This is a genomic window from Pirellulales bacterium (assembly GCA_033762255.1).
Classification (GTDB): domain Bacteria; phylum Planctomycetota; class Planctomycetia; order Pirellulales; family JALHPA01; genus JANRLT01.
In genome coordinates this window covers 1-20,522 of sequence record JANRLT010000010.1, presented here as the reverse complement: position 1 = coordinate 20,522, position 20,522 = coordinate 1, and the positions used below count along the sequence as shown (strand labels likewise).

Below are 20,522 nucleotides of genomic sequence, written 5' to 3'. Positions count from 1 at the left end.
CGAATGCGGCGGTCATTACGCAAATGCCGGTCACGTGATGTTTTTAGCAAGCAAAAGCGGGTGAAATGAGCTGTATAAATCCTTACCTAAGTATAATCAGGATAAGCAATTACAAGCTGACCAAGCGAAGGCTAAAGAAGGCCCAGCGACAGGGGAAAAGGTGGCGGAATTCAGCGCTGTTTTCCCGATTTAGCATTACACCCGCTACCCATAACCGCTAAGATATTACAGTTAAACGAACTTTCCGCCCCGGCGGGGATTTGACTTCATGTGCGCCCGTGCCTCGGGCCTAGGTTGCGCGGGGTAGAACGCACCAGCCAGATAGGGCTGGAATGTGCTCCCCGGGAGAGTGGTAAACCGGATCGGCGGCAAAGCCTATCCACAAATTTATTGCTTCAGTATTTTCGTTGGTGGGATCTCGACGGGATAAAGCGCGAACTTTGTCCGGTGGAGAGTAACTTGGCATAGTGAGGGGAAGTGGCGGATTTAGCAAGCTCCGCCGAACTGGCAACGGCCGTTACCCCCTCGGGCTCGATCTTTGGGAAATTACTCCATTATGTCTGGTATCGCAGAAGTGGTTGAACAGGCTGCTTTGGATAGTGGTAGCCTGGCGTTTGTCGAAAGTCTGTACGGGGATTATCTGCGCGATCCGGAATCCGTTTCGCCCGACTGGCGTTCCTACTTTGAGGACACGCTGCGCCGCCAGGGGCAATTACCGCGCGAGACCCAATCCGTGTGGAACAACGCCGTCGGCGCTTCCCCCGGTACCAACGGGTACGTCGTTTCCCATGGGGGGACGAACGGCGCCATCGGGACCGGCGCGGGCGCCGCCGGGACCAGCAGCCGCCCCGCCGCAACCCGGCATATGGAATTGGCCGTTTTGCAGGACCGGGTCGACCAGCTCATTCGCGCCTATCGGGTGCGGGGACATCTGGTCGCCGCGATTGACCCCCTGGGCCTGCCCCGGCCCACCTTGCCCGAGCTGGATCCGGCCTATTATGGCTTTAGTGATACCGACCTGGATCGGACGTTTTCTACCGACACCATCCAAGGCCCGCAGCAAATGACGCTGCGCCGGATCATCGAACGGCTGCGGAACACCTATTGCCGGTCGATTGGCGTGCAGTTCATGCACATGGACGAATTGCAGGTACGGGATTGGTTGCAGGTGCGCATGGAAGGGACCGAAAATCGCTGCATGCTCACACGGGACGAACAGCTAAAAATCCTCCGCCGCCTGACCAATGCCACCGTCTTTGAGGAATTCATCCAAAAACGCTTTCTCGGCGCAAAAAGCTTTTCCCTGGAAGGGGCCGAAAGCCTGATTCCACTCCTCGAACTAGCCATCGAACGAGCGGGCGAACAAGAAACCGACGAAATCATCCTGGCCATGGCCCACCGCGGCCGGTTGAATGTCCTGGCCAATATCATGGGCAAGAGCCCGCAGCAGATTTTTCGCGAATTTGCCGATATCGACCCCGAACTGCACATCGGCCGCGGCGATGTCAAATACCACCTGGGATATAGCGGCGACTGGACCTGCGCCAACGGGCACCGCATTCACCTGTCGTTATGCTTTAATCCCAGCCATTTGGAGTTCGTCAATACAGTCGCCATTGGCCGTACCCGGGCAAAAATGGATCGAGCCGAGGATTTTGACCGCAAACGGGGTCTGTGCGTGCTGATCCACGGCGACGCGGCCTTCGCCGGCGAGGGGATCATCCAGGAGACGCTTAACCTCAGCCAGCTCGAAGCATACAAAATCGGCGGCACGTTGCATGTCGTGGTCAACAACCAACTAGGCTTTACCACCGACCCGTCCGAGGCGCGCAGTTGCACCTACGCCACCGATGTCGCCAAAATGCTACAAATTCCCATCTTTCACGTTAACGGCGAAGACCCCGAGGCCGTCGCCCAATGCGTGCGGCTGGCGCTCGATTTTCGACGGGAATTTCAGCGTGATGTGGTGATAGATATGTATTGTTACCGCCGCCGGGGCCACAACGAAACCGACGAGCCAGAATTCACCCAGCCCGCGCTGTACCGGGCGATCAAACAACGCAAACCCGTTCGCGAAGGGTACCTGGACCACTTGCTTAAACTTAACGAGGTCAGCCGCGAAGAGGCTGACCACATGGCCGACGATGAACGGGCCCGACTGGATAAGGAACTGAGCGTTGCTAAAAGCGAGGAATACGTCCGCCGCAATGATGTCGGAGGCTTTTGGGCGTTTTATATTGGCGGTCGGGAACGGGAAGCGGCCGAGGTAGAAACGGGCCTGGACCGCGCCAAGATGGCGGATTTGCTATTGCGGCAAACCCAAGTCCCGGATGGATTCACCCCCCACCCCAAGCTGCGCAAACTGCTAGAAACCCGCGCCGAAATGGCCGAGGGTAAAAAACCGCTCGACTGGGGAGCCGCCGAAGCGATGGCCTTTGCCTCGATTGCCGCCCAGGGATTGCGGGTGCGAATGAGCGGACAAGACGCCGAACGGGGCACTTTTAGCCATCGGCATTCCGTGTTGCACGATGTGGAAACGGGGCAGTGTTATATGCCTCTGGCCCACCTCGACCCGCAACAAGCGCCCGTCGAAATCTACAACAGCCCCTTGTCAGAAATGGGGGTCTTGGGCTTTGAATATGGTTACTCCCTGGACTGTCCCGATGGGCTGGTCATGTGGGAAGCGCAGTTTGGCGACTTTGTCAATTGCGCGCAGGTGATCATTGATCAGTTTATCACTAGCGCCGAGGACAAGTGGAATCGCCTGAGCGGGCTGGTCATGCTCTTGCCGCATGCGTTCGAGGGGCAAGGTCCGGAACATAGCAGTGCTCGGCTGGAGCGCTTTTTGATGCAAGCGGCCAAGGATAACATTCAAATTTGCAACTTGACCACCCCGGCGCAGTATTTTCACTGCCTGCGGCGGCAAGTGTTGCGCGTCTGGCGCAAACCGCTGATCATCATGACCCCCAAAAGCCTGTTGCGCCTCCCCAAGGCGGTCTCCACCTTGGAGGAATGCGCTTATGGATCATTCCAACGGGTGATTCCCGACGCCAGCATTACCAATTACCGCGAAGTCGAGCGGATTTTACTATGTTCCGGTAAAATTTATTACGAATTGCTACAAAAACGGGAAGAACTCAAGCGGACCGACGATGTGGCGATTATCCGCGTCGAACAGTATTACCCCTTGCCGAAAACACAACTTCGCACCATCTTAGGCCAGTATCCCGACGGCACGCCCGTGTATTGGGTCCAGGAAGAGCCGGAAAACATGGGGGCCTGGCGGTTTTGGCGTATTCACCTGGGCGAGCGTCTGTTTGACCGGCTGCCATTTGCGGGAATTTATCGGCAAAGCGCCGCTAGTCCCGCCACGGGGTCGGGCAGCAGCCATAAACTGGAACAAGAAAAATTGCTGGCCGCGGCCTTTGGCGATGTGTAGGAATGGTTGGTTGGATCGTGATCCCCCAGGGCTAGCCGTAGATCCGCCTGTGTAGGAAGCGACTCCGTCGCCGATGATCATCTCATCTGAGATTTCAAAATTTCAACTTTGAGATTCAAGACCCCCCCTCCAAACTTCATTTCTCCAAACTTCATTTCTCCAAACTCCACTCCCCCAAACTCCATTTCTCCATCATCACCATGCCGATAGAACTTGTCGTTCCTAAATTTGGAGAATCCGTCAACGAGGGCCTGATTAGCAAATGGCACAAATCCGAGGGGGACTCCGTCAAGCTGGATGAAAATATTGTCGAAATCGAAAGCGATAAGGCCACTAGCGACCTCCCCGCCCCCGGGAATGGTAGATTGGGAAAGATTCTTAAGCCCGCCGGGGAAAAAGTTTTAGTGGGCGAGGTGATTGGCTATATCCTTACCGGTGAAGAAGCCGGGGCATCCACCTCTTCCGCTCCACCAGCCGCGCCTCCCACCCAACCTAGCCAAGCCCCCTCGGGGACCACGGTCCCGGTGACTAATCGTGGAAATAATGTCTCGATTGGCACTCCGGAGGCGACCGGAGCGGCCCCCACCGGTTCCCCGTCACCGACAACTTCCAGTTCCGCCAATCCTCCATTTGTCATGCCCGCCGCGCAGGCCGCGCTGGCCGCTGGAAATATTTCTCCCGCCGCTGTCACGCCCACGGGCCCGGGGGGGCGGATGCTAAAGGAGGACGTGCAGCGGGCTACATCTTCCGCGGGCACAATGGGGGGAGGGGGCTCCTCGGGGGTCGGTAGCACGGCGACAGGGGCCGCCCCGGCCACTCCCGGCGCGGTGGTGAATTCCGGGGGGACAAATCCCGGCTTGGTGACATCCGGGACTGCCATTTCCCCCGCACCCGCCAAATCAGGCGAGATTGTCAAGCTGGCCGGCACACCCGCGCGCGAGGAAAATTTTGTCCAGATGAGTCCCATTCGCCAGCGGATCGCGCAGCGCCTGCTGGAGGCCCAGGCGACCGCGGCCATGTTGACGACCTTTAACGAGATCGACATGTCGTCGGTGATGGAACTGCGGGCCAAATACAACGACAAGGACGCCTTTAAGGAACGGCATGGGGTCAAGCTGGGCTTTACCAGTTTTTTTGTAAAGGCGGCCATCGACGCGCTCAAGCTGTACCCGGCGGTAAACGCGGAAATTCGCGATCCGCACATTGTCTACAAGAATTATTACGACGTGGGGATCGCCGTTGGCGGGGGGAAGGGGCTACTGGTGCCGATCCTGCGCAATGCCGAGACGATGTCCTTTGCGGATATCGAGCGGCGCGTCGCGGACTTTGGCAAACGCGCCGGCGAGAACAAAATCAAGCTGGACGAGCTGGCTGGCGGCACTTTTACCATTAGCAATGGCGGCGTGTATGGCTCGCTGCTTAGCACGCCCATCCTCAATCCGCCGCAAAGCGGCATCCTGGGTTTGCACGCCATCCAGGACCGCCCCGTGGCCCGGAATGGCCAGGTGGTGATCCGCCCGATGATGTACGTGGCGTTGACCTATGACCACCGGATTGTCGACGGCCGGGAGGCGGTATCGTTTTTAAAGCGGATCAAGGACGCGATTGAGGATCCGTCGCGGCTACTGCTGGAGGCATAGGGGGGAGGCAATTTCTAGCCAACGAGTGCATTAGTGATACCCAATCATTTTATGGATAACAGGGGACAACCCATGGCCCTGGGGATGGCCGGGCCTAATGGCGCTGGCAAGACGACGATTACCGCACAAATTCTTCAAGAATTGCAAATAGCCACCACAGTAAACGCCGATGCGATTGCCCAAGGGTTGGCTGGAACAGCGTCGGCATCCGTGGCCTTTCAGGCTGGCAGAATCATGCTCACTCGAATCGATGAGCTTGTGGATGAGCGTCAGTCCTTCGCCTTTGAAACAACGCTTTCTGGTTTAGCTTACGCTCGAAAAATCCAAACATGGATTGAAGCAGGATATGGATTTCACTTGGTTTTTGTTTATTTGGAATCGCCTGAATTAGCAATTCAGCGGGTGGGGCAACGCGTATTAAGGGGTGGACATGATATTCGACGCAGATACTTAAAAAGCATAAGAAATTTTTGTACGACATACCAACCGCTGGCGTCGAGTTGGATATTGTTCGATAATAGTTTAATAAACATGCCCCGGCTTGTGGCCAATGGCGTGGGTCGTAGTGTTAATCGTATAGATTTACCGGAAGTTTGGAACGATTTTCTCCGAAAGTCAAAGTTATGAGCCAAATGAGTCACTCTCCCGACATTTTTGTTCGCTATGCCGATGAGTTCACCGGGGCTGCGCGGCGTGCCGTTCAACAGGCTGTCTGGGAACATCAACAATTAGGCGTACCGGTCTGTGGGCTAATTAATGGCCAAATTGTAATTATTACCCCCGATCAAATTGGCGTTTCATCCCCCAATCCGCCCCTAAATTTAAGTAACCCCATCATTTCACTCTATCAATTGGCCCATGAATCACGGTCTTGAGCTTAACTAAAATAGTAAACAAGCTCACTTTGGTTTTTCATTCTAAACCTTAACTGGCCTTGTCATTATTTTAGTTTTAACGCTCGCGACTTCTCACATATGGTATTTTTTCTTTTCCCATGCCACACCACGATTTGATTGTCATTGGCGGCGGTCCCGGCGGTTATGTCGCCGCCATCCGCGCCGCCCAACTAGGCCTGAATGTCGCCTGCGTCGAAAAAGAACCGCAACTTGGCGGCACCTGCCTGCGGATCGGCTGCATCCCGTCCAAGGCGCTGCTGGAATCCAGCGAAAAATTTTATGAGGTCCAACATTCCTACGCCGCGCATGGCATCAAAACCAGCGGGGTCGAGCTGGACCTGCCCGCGATGTTAGCGCGCAAGACCAAGGTCGTTGACACGCTGACCAAGGGGATCGAGGGCCTGCTAAAAAAGAACAAAATCACCCGCTACACCGGCACGGGACGCTTTGCCGGTCCGGGAAAAATCCTCGTTGATTCCCCCCAGCCCATTTCGTCAGCCGACACAACCGAAGCAAAATCCACCGAACTCACCGCCCCCAAAATCATCATCGCCACCGGTAGCAAGTCCGCCACCTTGCCCGGTATCGAGTTGGACGGCAACTACGTCGGCACCAGCAGCGAAGCGCTCTCGTATGACCGCGTCCCCGGTCGCCTTATCGTCATTGGCGGCGGGTACATCGGCATGGAACTAGGCTCTGTCTGGCTGCGCCTGGGCAGCAAAGTGACCGTACTGGAATATTTAGACCGCATCCTGCCCGGCAGCGATGCCGAAATTGCCAGCGAGGCCTACGGCATTTTCGCCAAACAAGGATTTGATTTTCGCCTCAAAACCAAAGTTCTTTCGGCCCGCGCGGATGGCGACGGCGCGATCGTCCAGGCCGAGGGAACCGAACCATTGCGGGCCGACCGCGTCCTGGTCGCCGTGGGACGCGTCCCCTATACCGAACACCTGGGCCTAGAAACCATCGGCCTGACCGTGGACAAAAAAGGCAAAATTCCCGTCGATCGGCACTATGCCACCAGCGTGCCCGGCGTCTATGCCATCGGCGATGTCATCGACGGTCCCATGTTGGCCCACAAAGCCGAGGAGGAAGGAGTGGCCGTGGCCGAATATTTGGTCACTGGCCACAGCCATGTCAATTATGACGTCATTCCGGCGGTGATTTTTACCGATCCCGAAATCGCCAGCGTCGGCCAGACCGAGGAACAACTGCAAGCCGCCAATATCCCCTACAAAAAGGGAAAATTCCCCTTCCGCGCCAATGGCCGGGCGATCTCCCTGGGCCTGACCACGGGCTGGGTCAAGGTCCTCGCCCACCAGGCCACCGACCGCGTGCTGGGCGTGCATATCATCGGCCCGCGGGCGGGGGACCTCATTGCGGAGGCGGGGGCGGCGATGAGCTTTGGGGCCAGCAGCGAGGACATCGCCCGCACCTGCCACGCGCATCCGACGCTGCCAGAAACCCTCAAGGAAGCGGCCTGGGCGACCTTTGCCAAGGCGATACATATGTAGGCCGCGGCGGCATCTTTATATGCATGAATTATATATTCATGATAAAGTTCTGGGTTACTATTGCTGTGTTACAGCTAAAGATTTGAGTTTGGCAGATCAGCCGCTGAGCGCTAGCCCATGGTTTTTGCCGCTCTAATCGTGGGCTAGCGCCCTACGGCTCCTCCGAAAATTAATCGTTGCCAGAGCACTATTCTTTACCAAGGCAACAAAAATTTGCCATGCGGGTCGAATTTTTTACTGGGGGCTTTCATAAGCGAGTCCGTTCGACGCACAAGAGTGAGGCGCGGACGCCAAAGGGACATATTGGTTTCCAGAGCGACAGTTCCCTGGCAAAAGCTGGGTAAATTTGTTACATCCCCCCGGGAAGAAACGGGGGGAATGGATTTTGCTAATCCTGGAAAACCAGGGCAAGTCTCGTGTTATTACCCGGTTGAACTTTTGTTATGAGGAGTTGGGACGATGAACAAGTATTTTTTGGGAGGACTCTTATTTTTAGGAGTGATGGTCTGTGTATGGGATACCGCGGAAGCCGGTCATCGGCATCGTCGCGGTCGGCATCGCGGGGGTGGATGCTGTGGAGAGCAGGTTTCCTATTGTCCTCCGGTCAATACCTGTCATGGTGGACAATATTTTGACGCCGGCCCTCCCATGTCCGATTGCTGCGGATCGGGCGGTTATGCAAGTCAGGGCTATGGCGGCCAAGGATTTGGCGGCCAAGGCTGTTATGGCGGCCAAGGGATGCAGGGCCAGGCATTTCACAGCCAGGGCGGCTACCAGGGTCAATATGGTGGTCAGGCTGGAGCTGGTTTTTATGGTCCTGGAGCGGGGGGCGGTCAATATGGCTCCGGTCCCACTTTTGGACAAAATTATGAAGGAAACAATCCCAGCGGGCGCGGCTTGGGCGCAAATGTCCAAGGTGGCGTAAACTCGGGAGCGAATATTAATAATGGCGGTGGTGCCGGCCAGGGCGCAAATAACCAATCGCCCAATCGCGCCCAGTTTGGCAACTCACCTAGCAATAACACGGGTGATGTGGGGAATTCCCCGTCCAATACCAATTCGGTAGACGACACCAACACTTCCGGTGGTGCAAATTCGGTCCCCGCGGGCACGCAACCCAACCGCCTCTAGGTTAATCGCGCACGGAATGTCATTGTGAAGCCTGCGGCGATTGTGGGACGGCGGCCCTTGGCACCGGATCACAATCGCCGCTGTTGGTTGGGGACCGCCTTGCCACAACTGAGCGGATGGGCATAATCAGACAACCACCGGCCGCGAATCAATATTATGGGCATTCTAATTAAATAAAAATCGCGTACCCATGATTATTCTTTAGCGGGCCGACGTAACTCAAATCGGTTACGGCAATTTTTGTTCTGGCACCGCGATTTCCACCGCCAATCGTTCCGGCCGCAGTGTCGCGCGAAGCGTTTGCTGCAACTCATAACCCAAGCGCGGACCAAAATGCTCCGCTTCCGCCGGCATCACCCACACGGTGACGTCGTTGGCCGCGGCCGTTCCCAATCGCACGGTTTTTATGATTGACGGGCGAATTTGAATTTCTTGATCCTCCAGCGTAATCCGTCGAGGTTCTTGTCCACGATCAATCTCTAGTTCCCATTTTTGGAACAAACTATGGGGCAACAGCGTCTCTGAACGCTCGGCGTCCCAAACCACGGTCAGCACGTGCCGCTCATTGAAGATCCCCGTCACCAGCCAGTCATTGCCGCTGCGGGCCAGGGGTAAAAAAGCCTGTCGCAACTGTTGTTGGGCGAGACGCGATAGAATTTTGGCCTCGGCCGCGATGGCTTTTGCCGGCCCTAATCGCTGGGGAGCCGCAAAACCCGCCAACGCGGCGGTAATTTGCGAGTCGGATCGCAAGCGCTCATAAGTGGCGGCGGTCACGGGGGCGGCGGCCGAAAGTTGCAATATTCCGTCCAGCAATTCCGAGCGAGTCGCCAATAAATCCATTGTTAAATTGCCCAACGGCGCGGCCATCGCCCATTTTTCCACGGAGAGGAATGACTTTTCGGCCGCGGTTAATTGAGCGGATTGTAGCTGGAACTCCTTATCCAATAATAACTTAGCAGGTGCGCCTGGCGGCAATTTTGCCGCGGCGGTCCGGTTCGTCCGAGTCGTTTCTTGCAATTGGACAATTTGCTGCCGCAAAACCTCACGGGCTTGAACATGCCGCGCGATCAATTGGTTTAGTTCGGCGGCGTGCTGATCCAGCTTTTCCAATTCCGGCAAACGCTGGCGCTGGTGCAGTTCCTCTGGCAGATACCATACCCGTTCCACAGGCGTCAAACCCGCGCCGCGCAAGGTCTGCTCGGCGGCAGTGATGGTACTGTTCCTGGGAATCGCGGTTTTATCCGATTCAATTTGCCCGATCGCCGCAATCGGCATGACCACCCACCAGGATAGGGTAATCATCATACAGGGGAGGACGGACCATCCATTGTGCTTGATAGCGGTTGGCCAGGTCCGGGGCGGGGCCATGTTGCAAATTCCTGGCGGCAAGGTTTTTTTAGTCGGCATAACTGGGCCGGGTCAAGGGAAACAAACGGCTAGCCGCAAAAATGCCGATGATAGCCGATGCCAAAGGATTATCCCCGTCAATGTATAACCAACCCTTCACGTATCAACCCCGGGATGCGATCCACGGCAGGATATCCTATCTCCTGGAGCATGGTTAAGGAGCATAAACATGTGGCGGGCGTTTTTTTTGGCTGTGGGCATCTTTGCGGTGATCCTGGGCGTGGAGTTTTTGATTATTGAACAAGCCACGCTTATCAGCAGCCGGGATATCCCCAACGCCCAAACCACGCAAATTTCCCCGCCGGACTGGGCTCCTTGGAGCCTCATGTCGGCGGGGGTGGTAGTGATATTGTATTCCTTTACACTGCCTAAACGTTTGCAGGGGGGTAAATAGTAGTAGGCTGCGTCCCGCAGCCGTCACCGTACCGCGAGCGTCCAGCAATATATTTTGCTGATTAGCGCTTCAACGGCACGGGGACCGTGCCTGCTACGTAAATGTAGTAGGCTGCGTCCCGCAGCCGTCACCGTACCACGGGTGCCCAGCAATATACTATGCTGATTAGCGCTTCAACGGCACGGGGACCGTGCCTGCTACGTAAAAGTAGTAGGCTGCGTCCCGCAGCCGTCACCGTTCCGCGAGCGTCCAGCAGTATCTAATGCTGATTAACGCTTCAACGGCACGGGGACCGTGCCTGCTACTTTGCGGCTTCCTCGCCATACAAAAATAGCTCGTCAAAGTTGCCGGTATCGTCGAATGAACCCACGCCCACGCGCCCCCAGGCAAACGTTTTATCACTGGCGGTCATGACGGGTTTTTCCAGGTCGTCAAAGTAAACGGCGATCGCACCATCGGCGGGATTGCGAGTCAGGCGGAGTTTGTGCCAGTTGTCGTCCCATTTGGTCCCTTCCGTGGTGGTCTGGCTGATTTTGACGCGCGGGGCCTTATTGACAATGAAAATCTGATTGGCGTGATCGTCGGCGTTGCGGGCCAAGTGGACATAGTAAAATTCCTGCGGCCCTTGATAGCCAAAGATCAGGCAAAGATCGCGGTGGCCATAATCGCGACCGGTGCTTTGGGCCTGTACATCCAGCGTGAACTCGCCCAGGTTAAGGTCTTTTAGCAGGCTGTAATTCACCGGGCTGCGGACGGGGGGGCTGTATTTACTGGCTTGAAACAGGGAATAGGCCCGCGAATCACGGTTGGTGGGCTGGACTAACTTCCAGGCTTTGGCGTCGGTTGGTTCCCAGCGGTCGGCGTCCTTGTCGAACGTTTCGTGCAGGAGGAGGGGAAGCCGCGGTTGATCCGGGGAAGGTTCGTCCGCGCGGGAATGCTGCGGTATCAGAAAAAGCGACAAAGCCAGCGAAAGCAGCGCGCAGAGCCAGCAGCACAGGGTGAATGATAGAACAGGTTGCTTCTTAAGCATGTTTGCCTCGTATACGCATGATGGTTTGCCACACTGCAAGACAAAGGGACTGTGCAGCGACTGCCGTGCAATCAGGGATTTTAAAACGTAGGTGCGGGAAACGTGAAATTTATGCTCTGCATTGCGATCGAAAAAACAGCTGCAAGCATACAAAGGATCGTCCCCAATATAAATAAAATAAACCCCATATCTTTAAGCTCGCGCCCGGTTAGCCAGGTAAAGTACGATTCAACCACGGGACCGGCAAAATAGCAAATGTTGAGCACAATCCCCCCTTCCACACATAACAGCCAAAAGCGAAATGTATTTAAGAGGCCAAATGCCGAACCAACGATCAGACTTAAAGCCACCAGGACCGCGTTAAACACCAGCCGCAGCCGCTCCCAGCGCAAAAAGATTTCCCGATAAATCGCCCAACCTTCCAGCCGTGGCTGCTCCAGGGTGTTATTCGTGAACGCGCTCGCCGGCAACTGGCTCGGTTCATAGGGATTCATGGCAAAGGCCCTAAACGTTAATTTTTCTTAAGCCACACACGGGTCAGGCGTTTGCTAAATGACAATTATTCTACTTTAACCCATACACGGTCGCCGGGTCAAATATTCGCTCGCCATTGACCTGCCAAGCGTCCCCCGCGCGGCTGCGAAAGAAGCAACTGGCGTACCCCTCGTGGCAGGCGGCGCCGCCGACTTGCTCCACCAGCAGCAGGATCGTGTCGCCGTCGCAGTCGATGCGAACATCGCGGACCAGTTGCACGTTGCCGCTTTCCTCTCCTTTGTGCCATAGTTTGCCGCGGGAACGGCTATAGTAAACCGCCCGACCGGTGGAGAGCGTTTCGGCAAAGCTCTCGGCGTTCATCCAGGCCAGCATGAGCACCTGGCCGGTGGCGGCATCCTGGGCGATGGCGGGGACTAGGCCGTCGGCCGCGGCGGCAAAGTTCGGCAGGTGAATGTGTTCGGTGCGGGACATGGGGGTTAGGATTGAGATTTCAAATTTGAGATTTCAAATTTCAAATTTGGGATTGTGTGTAGAAGCAAACTCTTCTAGTTGGTGGAAGGACTGAATGTGATCGGAATTAATTCAATCACGGTATTCTGTCGCTGAATCCTTTTGCGCTAAGTCTTTTGGCGTTATATCTTGCTCAACCCCATCATTTGCGGTTGCTCGATTGGCCGCTTCACATTTTAGCCGTTGTTCAAATTCTGTTCTCCAGGCACGCCGTTTTTCGTCCAACTCTGTTTGTCGACGTTGCTCTTGATATTTATTCCGTGTCGCGTCATTCAAATGCCGCTGACCGGTAATGTCGGAATTTTGCAGGCTATTCGCCCACCCGCGTATTTGACGCGAGATCGATTCGCAAATCGCTTTATATTCCGCAACCTCGGATTGAAAATCTGAAATCTGTGATCTCAAATTTGCAATTTTAGATTTGAGATTTTGCCCGGTGGGGTTTGCCGATTGCAGCCGCAGCATTCTTTCCAACACACACAGCATACTGCGAACCTCGCCCGCCGATCCCCGCGCGATGTATAAATACTGCAATAGCTCCTTGGTGGTGCCCCGTTCAAAGCCTTCCGCGATATTGTTGGAAATCGACAACACCGCCCGCTGCATTTGTTTGGCCAAATCGCCCTTGTTGCGAAAAATCCCTTGCTGGGTCCAAAGCAGCAAACGGGCGGCCAGATCCGCCGCGACTTGCCAAACCGGTACTTCCTCAAAGCGCTCGTAGGTCATAATATCCCCCCCCGTTACCCCAGCGCCTCTTTCACCACTTTGCCCGCGACGTCGGTCAGGCGATAGTCGCGCCCGCCGTGGCGGTACGTCAGCCGCGTATGGTCAATCCCCAATAGATGCAAGATCGTCGCGTGAAAGTCATGCACATGGACGCCGTTTTCGGCCACTTTGGCGCCAATCTCGTCCGTGGCGCCATACGTCATCCCTCCCTTGACGCCGCCTCCCGCCAGCCAGGACGAAAAGCACGCGCTATGATGCCCGCGCCCTTTTTCTCCATCCGCGCCGGGCGTCCGGCCAAATTCGGTCGTCCAAACCACCAGCGTGTCCGCCAGCATCCCCCGCTGCTTTAGGTCCTTTAATAAACCCGCCAGCGGTTGATCGATATTTTTGGCATGGTCGGCGTGTTTGGCCATGTCGTCATGCTGGTCCCAATTGTGGCTGCTGCTGCCATCGACCACCTCGATAAACCGCACCCCCCGCTCCGCCAACCGCCGCGCAACCAGGCATTGCCAGCCAAAACCCTCGCGCTTACCGCGCTCCAGCCCATACAGGGCCAGCGTTTCGTCGGACTCTTGCTCTAGATCAAAAACCTCGGGCGCTTCGGTCTGCATGTGAAACGCCGTCTCAAAGCTGCGAATCCGGGCCGAAAGCTCGCTATCCGCGCCGCGCACCCGCAGATGCCGGTTGTTGAGCGCGTCCGCCAGCTTGAGTTCCAGTTCTTGCAGGCCCTCCTGGGGGGAGCGACGGGCCAGATTGGCGATTGGCTCCGCTCCGCCGATCACCCGCACTCCCTGGTGATACGCGGGCAAAAAATCATTATTAAAAATCTGCGTCCCGGCGTACGGCATCTGCGGCGCCAGCGCCACAAACGACGGTAAATTCTGGTTCATCGTCCCCAGTCCGTAACTCACCCACGAGCCGATGCTGGGCCGGGAGAAAAAGAACGACCCGGTATGCATCCCCAGCGTGGCGTTGTAATGTTCGTTATCCTCGCCATGCAAAGAACGAAACAGACAAATGTCGTCCATACAATCGCGTATGTGCGGAAAGATATCGCTCACTAGCGTGCCGCACTGGCCGCCGGGCTTAAACTCCCACAAGGGCTTTTGTAATTTTCGCTGGTCGCGGGATAACCCGCCACCCACGCCGGTCCGCTTGCCATCGGCCTTAAACAGTTCCGGCTTGTAATCAAACGTGTCCATGTGCGATACGCCCCCATTGGAAAAGACAAAAATCACCCGCTTGGCCCGCGCGGCAAAGTGCGGCTCCCGCGGCAAGAGGGGATCGGGCGCGGACCCAGGGGGCGGGGACGTTTCTTGTCCCGGGGCGGAGTCAGCCGCCAGCAGTTCGCTTAAGATGCCGGGGAGCAGGAGGGACCCCCCCACCAGCGATTGCAACACCGCGCGGCGGGGAAGCGGAGATTGTAAAGAAATTTGACGCATGTAGGGTTCTCCGTTGTATTTATTAAAGCCCGTGTTTCATCCGTGGCGAAGTTCTTTTAGCCACAGACAGACTCGGATGTTCACGCATCAAAATTGCAAATCTCGGATTTCAGATTTGAAATTTCAAATTGAATAAGAACTCCCGCTTGCTGATCCGCTAAAGTCTACTTGAATCCGCGTTATCAGCGTTCCAATTGGATTTGTCTTCTCTGTGCCCCTCTGTATTTTTCTCCGTGACTCCAAGCTAAGTGTCTTGGCTTTGCCACCCTCCCTAATCCAAATACACAAATTCATTGGTACTCAGCAACGTCCGCAGGTATGCGCTGTACACGGCCAGTTCCAACTCCTCGGCCGCCACGCCCCGCTGCCGCAGCAACTCCTTCGCATGGTCAAAAAATCGCAGCGCGGCGGTAATCTCTTCCTCGGTGGCAATTCGGCAATATAGCAATTCGTAGGCATAACCCACCCGCGCGGCCGGATCGCTGGCCCGCGCTAGCACGCGCTGCGCTGTCAACCGCGACTGGCCATGCACCAGCGGATCATTGAGCAAAAACAACGCCTGCACCGGCGTGGTGCTGGTCTGGCGCAGCGGCGTGCTGGCGGAAGGGTCCGCCCCGTCAAAAATCGCCAAAAACGGATGCCGCTGAATCCGCTGCGTCATCAGATAGACGCTGCGCCGCTGGCTGTCATAGACCGCCTTGAACGGATGATGCTGCGTGAATCCCCAGGTCGCCATCGCCGGAAACGGATGCGGTCCCGCCGGACTCAGATCCAAATTTCCCCCCACCGCCAACAGCGTGTCGCGGATCGCCTCGGCATCGAGCCGCCGGCGGGGATAACCGCTTAGCCAAATATTCGCGGGATCGGCGGCCATTGAACTCTCCGATCGTTGCGTGGAAAGCCGATACACGCGCGACAGTAGTATCCGCCGGTGCAGGGCCTTGAGCGACCAGCCGTCCGCCACAAATTGACTGGCCAAATGGTCCAATAACTCTGGATGCGTCGGCGGTTGACCTTGTTTGCCAAAATCATTGGGCGTGGGAACAATTCCCCGTCCAAAGTGGTGTTGCCAGACCCGATTCACAATGACCCGCGCGGCCAGGGGATTTTCCGGGGCCACAATCCATTCAGCCAACAGCTCGCGGCCACTAGTGGGGTGGTCCGGCGGAAGCTTTTGCCCCCCCAGGACTTCGGGAAAATGCCGCGGCACCACATCCCCCGTTTGGGCCGGATTTCCTTTGAGTTGAATCGCCGCGTCGGCACGCTTCTCGGCATCAGTGACGGCATAAGCGGTTTCAAACGCGGGGGGAGCCTCACGCAGTTGTTGCAGGCGTTCCTTGGCCACCTTGCGGGCCTGTTCCTGGCGGCTTTTTTCTTCCCCTTCCGCTCCCTTAATCGACTCGTCCAATTTCCCAATTTCATCCGCCAGGTCTTTTAGCTGTTGTTCGTGCGCGGCTTGGTTGGCCAGGGCCTGGGGCAATTTTTCCGGGGAAACTAGGGGAATGAAATCCCGCTGCTGCTTCTCTAACTCGATCCCCGGCCAAGGATAACGCGTGCTTTGAAAGATGCCATAAATCCCGTAATAGTCGCGGGTGGTCAAGGGATCGAACTTGTGATCATGACAGCGGGCACAGCCCAGTGATGTGCCTAGGAACGCCCGGCTGACGTTATCGATGGTGTCCTCGATCGTCAGATGCCAGGGATAATCAGGGACCGTGGAGCCAAACCGGCGGGCATTCGCCAAGTAGCCGGTGGCGATAATCCGCGCCTGACGTTCTGCCTCGGTCGAACCGCCGCGCAGGTCCCCGGCCAGTTGATCGCGCACAAATTCGTTGTAGGGGAGATCCCGGTTGAGGGCGGAGATCACCCAATCGCGGTAGCGGTGCATTTGCGGAATGGGATAGTCCGAGTTATCGCCGGCGGTGTCGGCATAACGGACGACGTCTAGCCAGTGCCGCCCCCAACGTTCGCCATACCGGGGGGAGGCCAACAACCGATCCACCACGGTGGCAAACGCGCTGGGCGAATCATCCGCGATAAACGCGGCCACTTCTTCCAGGGTGGGGGGAAGTCCCGTCACGTCATACGTCACGCGGCGCAGCCAGGCGCGCTTGTCGGCATCGGCGGCCGGGGCTAGATTTTGTGCTTCTTGCCGAGCCAGGACAAACCGGTCGATATCGGTCAGGGGCCAGTCCGTTTGCCGAACCGCGGGGACTGGCGGCGGGGTAATCGGCCGCAGCGACCAGAATTGCCGCGCGGCGGCTAGGTCCAGCGTTTTTCCCGCATGCTTGGTGTCGGCGTCGCGGGGATCGGCCGCGCCGGTGGAGATCCATTTTTCTAATAGAGCGATTTCTGGGTCGGACAATTTGCCGTCGGGGGGCATTTGCAAATCGCTATCTTTGTACCGCACCGCCGTGATGAGCAGACTCTTTTCCAAATCTCCAGGAACAACCGCCGGGCCGGTCCCTCCCCCGCGGCGACTCCCCCCGCGCGAATCTAATAATAGCTCCCCTCCCAGTTCCTCCGCCGTCGCGCTGTGGCACGAATAACACTTGGCCACCAGCAGGGGCCGAATATGCTGCTCAAAAAAATCAAGCTGAGCGGCTGTAGACTCCGCCGGTGTGGTAGTTGGTTCAGTCTGATCCGCAGTTGGCTCCACTTTAGCCGCTTCCGTGGGAGCGGCGGGTGCCTGGGGAGGCGTTTCCGCGGCGTCAAGTTTGCCTAAAAAAAGAACCGTGGCCAGACAGAAGAGCCAGCGACAGCCAGGGATTCGTGAAATGCACACCACAGGGGAACTGCCTAACGGAAATATCCAGCATGCTGAGGCTGTCTTGTCGATATTAACTGGCTGCTGCGACATCCCGGTTCTCCCGTAAGCTGGAGGGTTTGGCGTAAGCACTCCTCATAAATTTTTCGTCATGCCACGGAAAAATCGATTATAAACGGGGATTCAAGCTAGGGGCGAGTGCGACAAGCTAAATTCCCGGAAATTTGCTGGATTAATTGGACCTGGTGGGGGGCAATACTGAGTGGTGACTCCCCCCAGCGTTTACGTAGATCGCACCGAGTGGAACGGAGTAGGTAAACGGCCGCATCATCCGTGTTTCATCTGTGAATATCCGTGGCTACAAAAAGAAATCATTAGCCACGGATAATCGCTGATTTTCACGGATGGGAAATTATATTTTAAATCTATATGCTAATCCGTGGCAATCTGTCCCATCCGCATCAGCTGTGTTCGATAGCTTGTGTTCCTGACCGCTCCGTGTGCCTCAGTGTTTCGTCAGTGACTCCGTGATAAAATTACAGGTATGTAACTTCCCTGGCTCACGCGGCGGGCTGAATGCCCTGTTCCCTGGCCTCTGTTCCCTGGCTCACGCCGCGGGCTGAGGTCCCTTGCTCACGCTGCGGGCTAATTCCCCAGCACATCCAGCAGAAACGCCCATTGATCGGCCGCTTCCTCGATCAGTTTGCTGGTAGGTTTGCCCGCGCCATGACCGGCCTTGGTTTCGATGCGGATGAGGACCGGGGCGTCGCCGGTATGCGCGGCCTGCAGCGCGGCGGCATATTTAAAGCTATGCCCCGGCACCACGCGGTCGTCGGTGTCGGCGGTGATGATTAATGTCGCGGGATACTTGGTCCCGGGCTTTAAGTTGTGGTAGGGAGAGTACTTGTAGAGCGCGGCGAATTCGGTAGGATCATCGGCCGAGCCATAATCATCCACCCAAAAGCGCCCGGCGGTGAACTTGTGAAAGCGCAACATATCCATGACGCCGACGGCGGGGATTGCCGCGCCAAATAGTTCGGGCCGCTGGGTCATGGCCGCCCCGACCAGCAAGCCCCCGTTACTCCCCCCTTGGATAGCCAGCTTGTCGGGGCGGGTGTACTTGTGCTCGATGAGCCATTCCGCCGCGGCGATAAAATCATCAAACACGTTTTGTTTATTTAGCTTGGTCCCCGCTTTGTGCCATTCCTCGCCATATTCCCCCCCACCGCGCAGGTTTGCCACGGCCAGCACGCCCCCTTGTTCCAGCCAGACAATCCGGCTGACCGAAAAGCCGGGCGTCAGCGAAATGCTAAACCCGCCATAGCCGTATAACAGCGTCGGGTTTGATCCGTCCAATTTGATGTCCCGACGATGAATGATGAATAGCGGCACGCGGGTCCCGTCGCGGCTGGTGGCAAATTCCTGCTTGACCACATATTTATCGGGATCGAATTTGACTTTAGCCTGCCGCAACAATTCGCTTTTTCCGCTCGCGAGATCATATCGAAAGATATTCGCGGGGGTGGTAAAGCTAGAAAACGTATAGAACGTTTCGGTGTCCTTGCGCTTGCCACCAAAGCCCGACGCGCTGCCGATCCCCGGCAACGGCACTTCGTGGATGAATTTACCCGCCAAGTCAAATACCTTGATTTGGCTTTGCGCGTCATGCAAATACTCGGCAAAAAATTGATCCCCCACCAAACTGATTGATTCCAGCGTGTCTGCCGACTGCGGAATCAATTCGCGCCAATGTTCTTGCTCTGGCTGGTCCAGGTCAATCGAGATCACCCGGCGACGGGGGGCGTCCCGGTCCGTGCGAAAATACATAACACGCCCATCGTTGCCGATAAAGCTGTACTCTTGGTCAAAATTGTCAATGAGCGGCACAATCTTGCCGTCGGGTTTTTGTAAATCCTGGTAAAAGATTCGGTACTTGTCATCAGTCCCCTTGGAGACAGTAATGATCAAATAATTTCCATCCTCGGTCACATCCGCGCTGAATGTCCACGTCGGTTCGTCGGGCCGTTCATAAACGAGGCGATCAGTGTCTTGCGCGGTTCCCAGCGCGTGGTAGTACACTTTTTGATCAAGGTTGAGTTGCTTGAACGATTCGCCACTGGCGGGCTGCGGGTAGCGGCTGTAATAAAATCCCCGATTATCCGGCGTCCAGGACGCGCCGCTAAATTTGATCCAATCCAGTTCATCCGGCAGCAGCTTTCCCGTGGTCAAATCTAGCACATGCCAGGTGTTCCAGTCAGAGCCACTTTTGGCCCGGCCATACGCCAGGTAGCGGCCATCATCGCTAAAGGACATCCCCGCCAGCGCGATCGTGCCATCCTTTGACCAAGTATTGGGGTCCAGCACCACGCGCGGCTCCGCGGTCAACGTGTCTTGCACATACAGTACCGCTTGATTCTGCAGTCCGTCATTTTTATAGAAGTAATACTTTCCCCCGTGCAACATCGGCGCGCTAAATCGTTCATAATTCCAGATTTCGGTCAGGCGGTCGCGCAGCTTTTGCCGCTGGGGCAGCTTTTCCAGGTAACCAAACGTAACACGGTTTTGCGCCTCGACCCACTCGGCGACAGCTGGGGATTCACGCACATCCTCTTCCAACCAGCGATACGGATCGGCAACCCGCGTGCCATGATATTCGTCCGCCTGATCAACGGTCTTGGTGGCGGGATAGTCAAACCGGGGCCGTTCGGCGGCAGTCGTGGGCATGGCACAAAAGACAAGAAAAAGTAACCACCCAGGACACCAGGGGCTGCGTGGGGGTGGAACCAGGGGAGACATTGGGATCGGCGTTGGCATGGCGGAAAAATAAGGCGGGTACCCAAGGGAGAGAATGAAATTAACATAACGGATGCGGCACCGTGTGCCAACGGTTGGCAGGCGTCTGATTTTATCACTTCGCGATTGATTCTTAGACCCGTCACCCAATCTCCCGTCTCCCATCTCCCGTCTCCCATCTCCCGTCTCCCACCTCCCGTCTCCCACCTCCCATCTCCCGTCTCCCACCTCCCATCTCCCGTCTCCCAACTCCCAACTCCCGTCTCCCGTCTCCCGTCTCCCATCTCCCGTCTACCGTCTCCCGTGTCCCGTCTCCCGTCTCCCGTCTCCCGTGTCCC

14 protein-coding genes are annotated in these 20,522 nt (G+C 56.5%); 6 read left to right on the top strand and 8 right to left on the bottom strand.

Going from position 1 to position 20,522, the window contains the following annotated elements; all coding sequences use genetic code 11:
* The first annotated feature begins 556 nt into the window (after positions 1-556).
* The 5 genes from SFX18_03300 (at position 557) to SFX18_03280 (ending at position 8,620) form a co-directional block, all read left to right on the top strand.
* Positions 557-3,439, top strand: a complete 2,883-nt coding sequence (locus tag SFX18_03300; GenBank protein MDX1962152.1) for a 2-oxoglutarate dehydrogenase E1 component — start codon at positions 557-559, stop codon at positions 3,437-3,439.
* 200 nt (positions 3,440-3,639) lie between these two features.
* Complete coding sequence (gene odhB / locus SFX18_03295; GenBank protein ID MDX1962151.1) at positions 3,640-5,079, top strand: 2-oxoglutarate dehydrogenase complex dihydrolipoyllysine-residue succinyltransferase; 1,440 nt, start codon at positions 3,640-3,642, stop codon at positions 5,077-5,079.
* A gap of 51 nt (positions 5,080-5,130) precedes the next feature.
* A complete protein-coding gene (locus SFX18_03290) occupies positions 5,131-5,706 on the top strand; it encodes a zeta toxin family protein (protein MDX1962150.1) in 576 nt (191 codons plus the stop codon).
* A gap of 367 nt (positions 5,707-6,073) precedes the next feature.
* Positions 6,074-7,489, top strand: a complete 1,416-nt coding sequence (lpdA, locus tag SFX18_03285; GenBank protein MDX1962149.1) for a dihydrolipoyl dehydrogenase — start codon at positions 6,074-6,076, stop codon at positions 7,487-7,489.
* A 459-nt stretch (positions 7,490-7,948) separates the two neighbouring features.
* Entirely contained in the window at positions 7,949-8,620 is a 672-nt protein-coding gene (locus SFX18_03280) for a hypothetical protein (protein MDX1962148.1), read from the top strand.
* Positions 8,621-8,848: 228 nt separating this feature from the next.
* On the opposite strand, the gene SFX18_03275 is transcribed toward SFX18_03280, so the two are convergent.
* Positions 8,849-9,988 carry a hypothetical protein gene (locus SFX18_03275; protein MDX1962147.1) on the bottom strand — a complete coding sequence of 380 codons (1,140 nt, stop codon included), beginning with the start codon at positions 9,986-9,988 and terminating at the stop codon, positions 8,849-8,851.
* 208 nt (positions 9,989-10,196) lie between these two features.
* Here SFX18_03275 and SFX18_03270 point away from each other — a divergent pair, with 208 nt between their 5' ends.
* Positions 10,197-10,421, top strand: a complete 225-nt coding sequence (locus tag SFX18_03270) for a hypothetical protein (protein MDX1962146.1) — start codon at positions 10,197-10,199, stop codon at positions 10,419-10,421.
* A gap of 301 nt (positions 10,422-10,722) precedes the next feature.
* Here the strand turns inward: SFX18_03270 and SFX18_03265 are convergent, their stop codons facing one another.
* The 7 genes from SFX18_03265 to SFX18_03235 all read right to left on the bottom strand — a co-directional run bounded on the left by SFX18_03265 (position 10,723) and on the right by SFX18_03235 (position 20,115).
* The gene (locus SFX18_03265; protein ID MDX1962145.1) at positions 10,723-11,451 is read right to left on the bottom strand and encodes a hypothetical protein; all 729 of its coding nucleotides are present in this window, start codon (positions 11,449-11,451) and stop codon (positions 10,723-10,725) included.
* A gap of 80 nt (positions 11,452-11,531) precedes the next feature.
* Complete coding sequence (locus tag SFX18_03260) at positions 11,532-11,945, bottom strand: hypothetical protein (protein MDX1962144.1); 414 nt, start codon at positions 11,943-11,945, stop codon at positions 11,532-11,534.
* A 70-nt stretch (positions 11,946-12,015) separates the two neighbouring features.
* Positions 12,016-12,417 (bottom strand): phosphoribosyl-AMP cyclohydrolase, encoded by a 402-nt coding sequence (hisI, locus tag SFX18_03255; protein ID MDX1962143.1) that lies wholly within the window; start codon positions 12,415-12,417, stop codon positions 12,016-12,018.
* A gap of 111 nt (positions 12,418-12,528) precedes the next feature.
* On the bottom strand, positions 12,529-13,182 hold the full coding sequence (locus tag SFX18_03250; GenBank protein MDX1962142.1) for a four helix bundle protein: 654 nt from the start codon (positions 13,180-13,182) through the stop codon (positions 12,529-12,531).
* 14 nt (positions 13,183-13,196) lie between these two features.
* The gene (locus SFX18_03245; GenBank protein MDX1962141.1) at positions 13,197-14,624 is read right to left on the bottom strand and encodes a DUF1501 domain-containing protein; all 1,428 of its coding nucleotides are present in this window, start codon (positions 14,622-14,624) and stop codon (positions 13,197-13,199) included.
* A 271-nt stretch (positions 14,625-14,895) separates the two neighbouring features.
* On the bottom strand, positions 14,896-17,484 hold the full coding sequence (locus SFX18_03240; GenBank protein MDX1962140.1) for a DUF1553 domain-containing protein: 2,589 nt from the start codon (positions 17,482-17,484) through the stop codon (positions 14,896-14,898).
* Between the two features lie 552 nt (positions 17,485-18,036).
* Positions 18,037-20,115 carry a prolyl oligopeptidase family serine peptidase gene (locus SFX18_03235; GenBank protein ID MDX1962139.1) on the bottom strand — a complete coding sequence of 693 codons (2,079 nt, stop codon included), beginning with the start codon at positions 20,113-20,115 and terminating at the stop codon, positions 18,037-18,039.
* Between the last annotated feature and the right edge of the window lie 407 nt (positions 20,116-20,522).

Bases quoted from the DNA above. Each gene is read 5' to 3' on its own strand.
- SFX18_03300 (MDX1962152.1), top strand. From the start codon at position 557: ATGTCTGGTATCGCAGAAGTGGTTGAACAGGCTGCTTTGGATAGTGGT.
- odhB (MDX1962151.1), top strand. From the start codon at position 3,640: ATGCCGATAGAACTTGTCGTTCCTAAATTTGGAGAATCCGTCAACGAG.
- SFX18_03290 (MDX1962150.1), top strand. From the start codon at position 5,131: ATGGATAACAGGGGACAACCCATGGCCCTGGGGATGGCCGGGCCTAAT.
- lpdA (MDX1962149.1), top strand. From the start codon at position 6,074: ATGCCACACCACGATTTGATTGTCATTGGCGGCGGTCCCGGCGGTTAT.
- SFX18_03280 (MDX1962148.1), top strand. From the start codon at position 7,949: ATGAACAAGTATTTTTTGGGAGGACTCTTATTTTTAGGAGTGATGGTC.
- SFX18_03275 (MDX1962147.1), bottom strand. From the start codon at position 9,988: ATGGCCCCGCCCCGGACCTGGCCAACCGCTATCAAGCACAATGGATGG.
- SFX18_03270 (MDX1962146.1), top strand. From the start codon at position 10,197: ATGTGGCGGGCGTTTTTTTTGGCTGTGGGCATCTTTGCGGTGATCCTG.
- SFX18_03265 (MDX1962145.1), bottom strand. From the start codon at position 11,451: ATGCTTAAGAAGCAACCTGTTCTATCATTCACCCTGTGCTGCTGGCTC.
- SFX18_03260 (MDX1962144.1), bottom strand. From the start codon at position 11,945: ATGAATCCCTATGAACCGAGCCAGTTGCCGGCGAGCGCGTTCACGAAT.
- hisI (MDX1962143.1), bottom strand. From the start codon at position 12,417: ATGTCCCGCACCGAACACATTCACCTGCCGAACTTTGCCGCCGCGGCC.
- SFX18_03250 (MDX1962142.1), bottom strand. From the start codon at position 13,182: ATGACCTACGAGCGCTTTGAGGAAGTACCGGTTTGGCAAGTCGCGGCG.
- SFX18_03245 (MDX1962141.1), bottom strand. From the start codon at position 14,624: ATGCGTCAAATTTCTTTACAATCTCCGCTTCCCCGCCGCGCGGTGTTG.
- SFX18_03240 (MDX1962140.1), bottom strand. From the start codon at position 17,484: ATGTCGCAGCAGCCAGTTAATATCGACAAGACAGCCTCAGCATGCTGG.
- SFX18_03235 (MDX1962139.1), bottom strand. From the start codon at position 20,115: ATGCCCACGACTGCCGCCGAACGGCCCCGGTTTGACTATCCCGCCACC.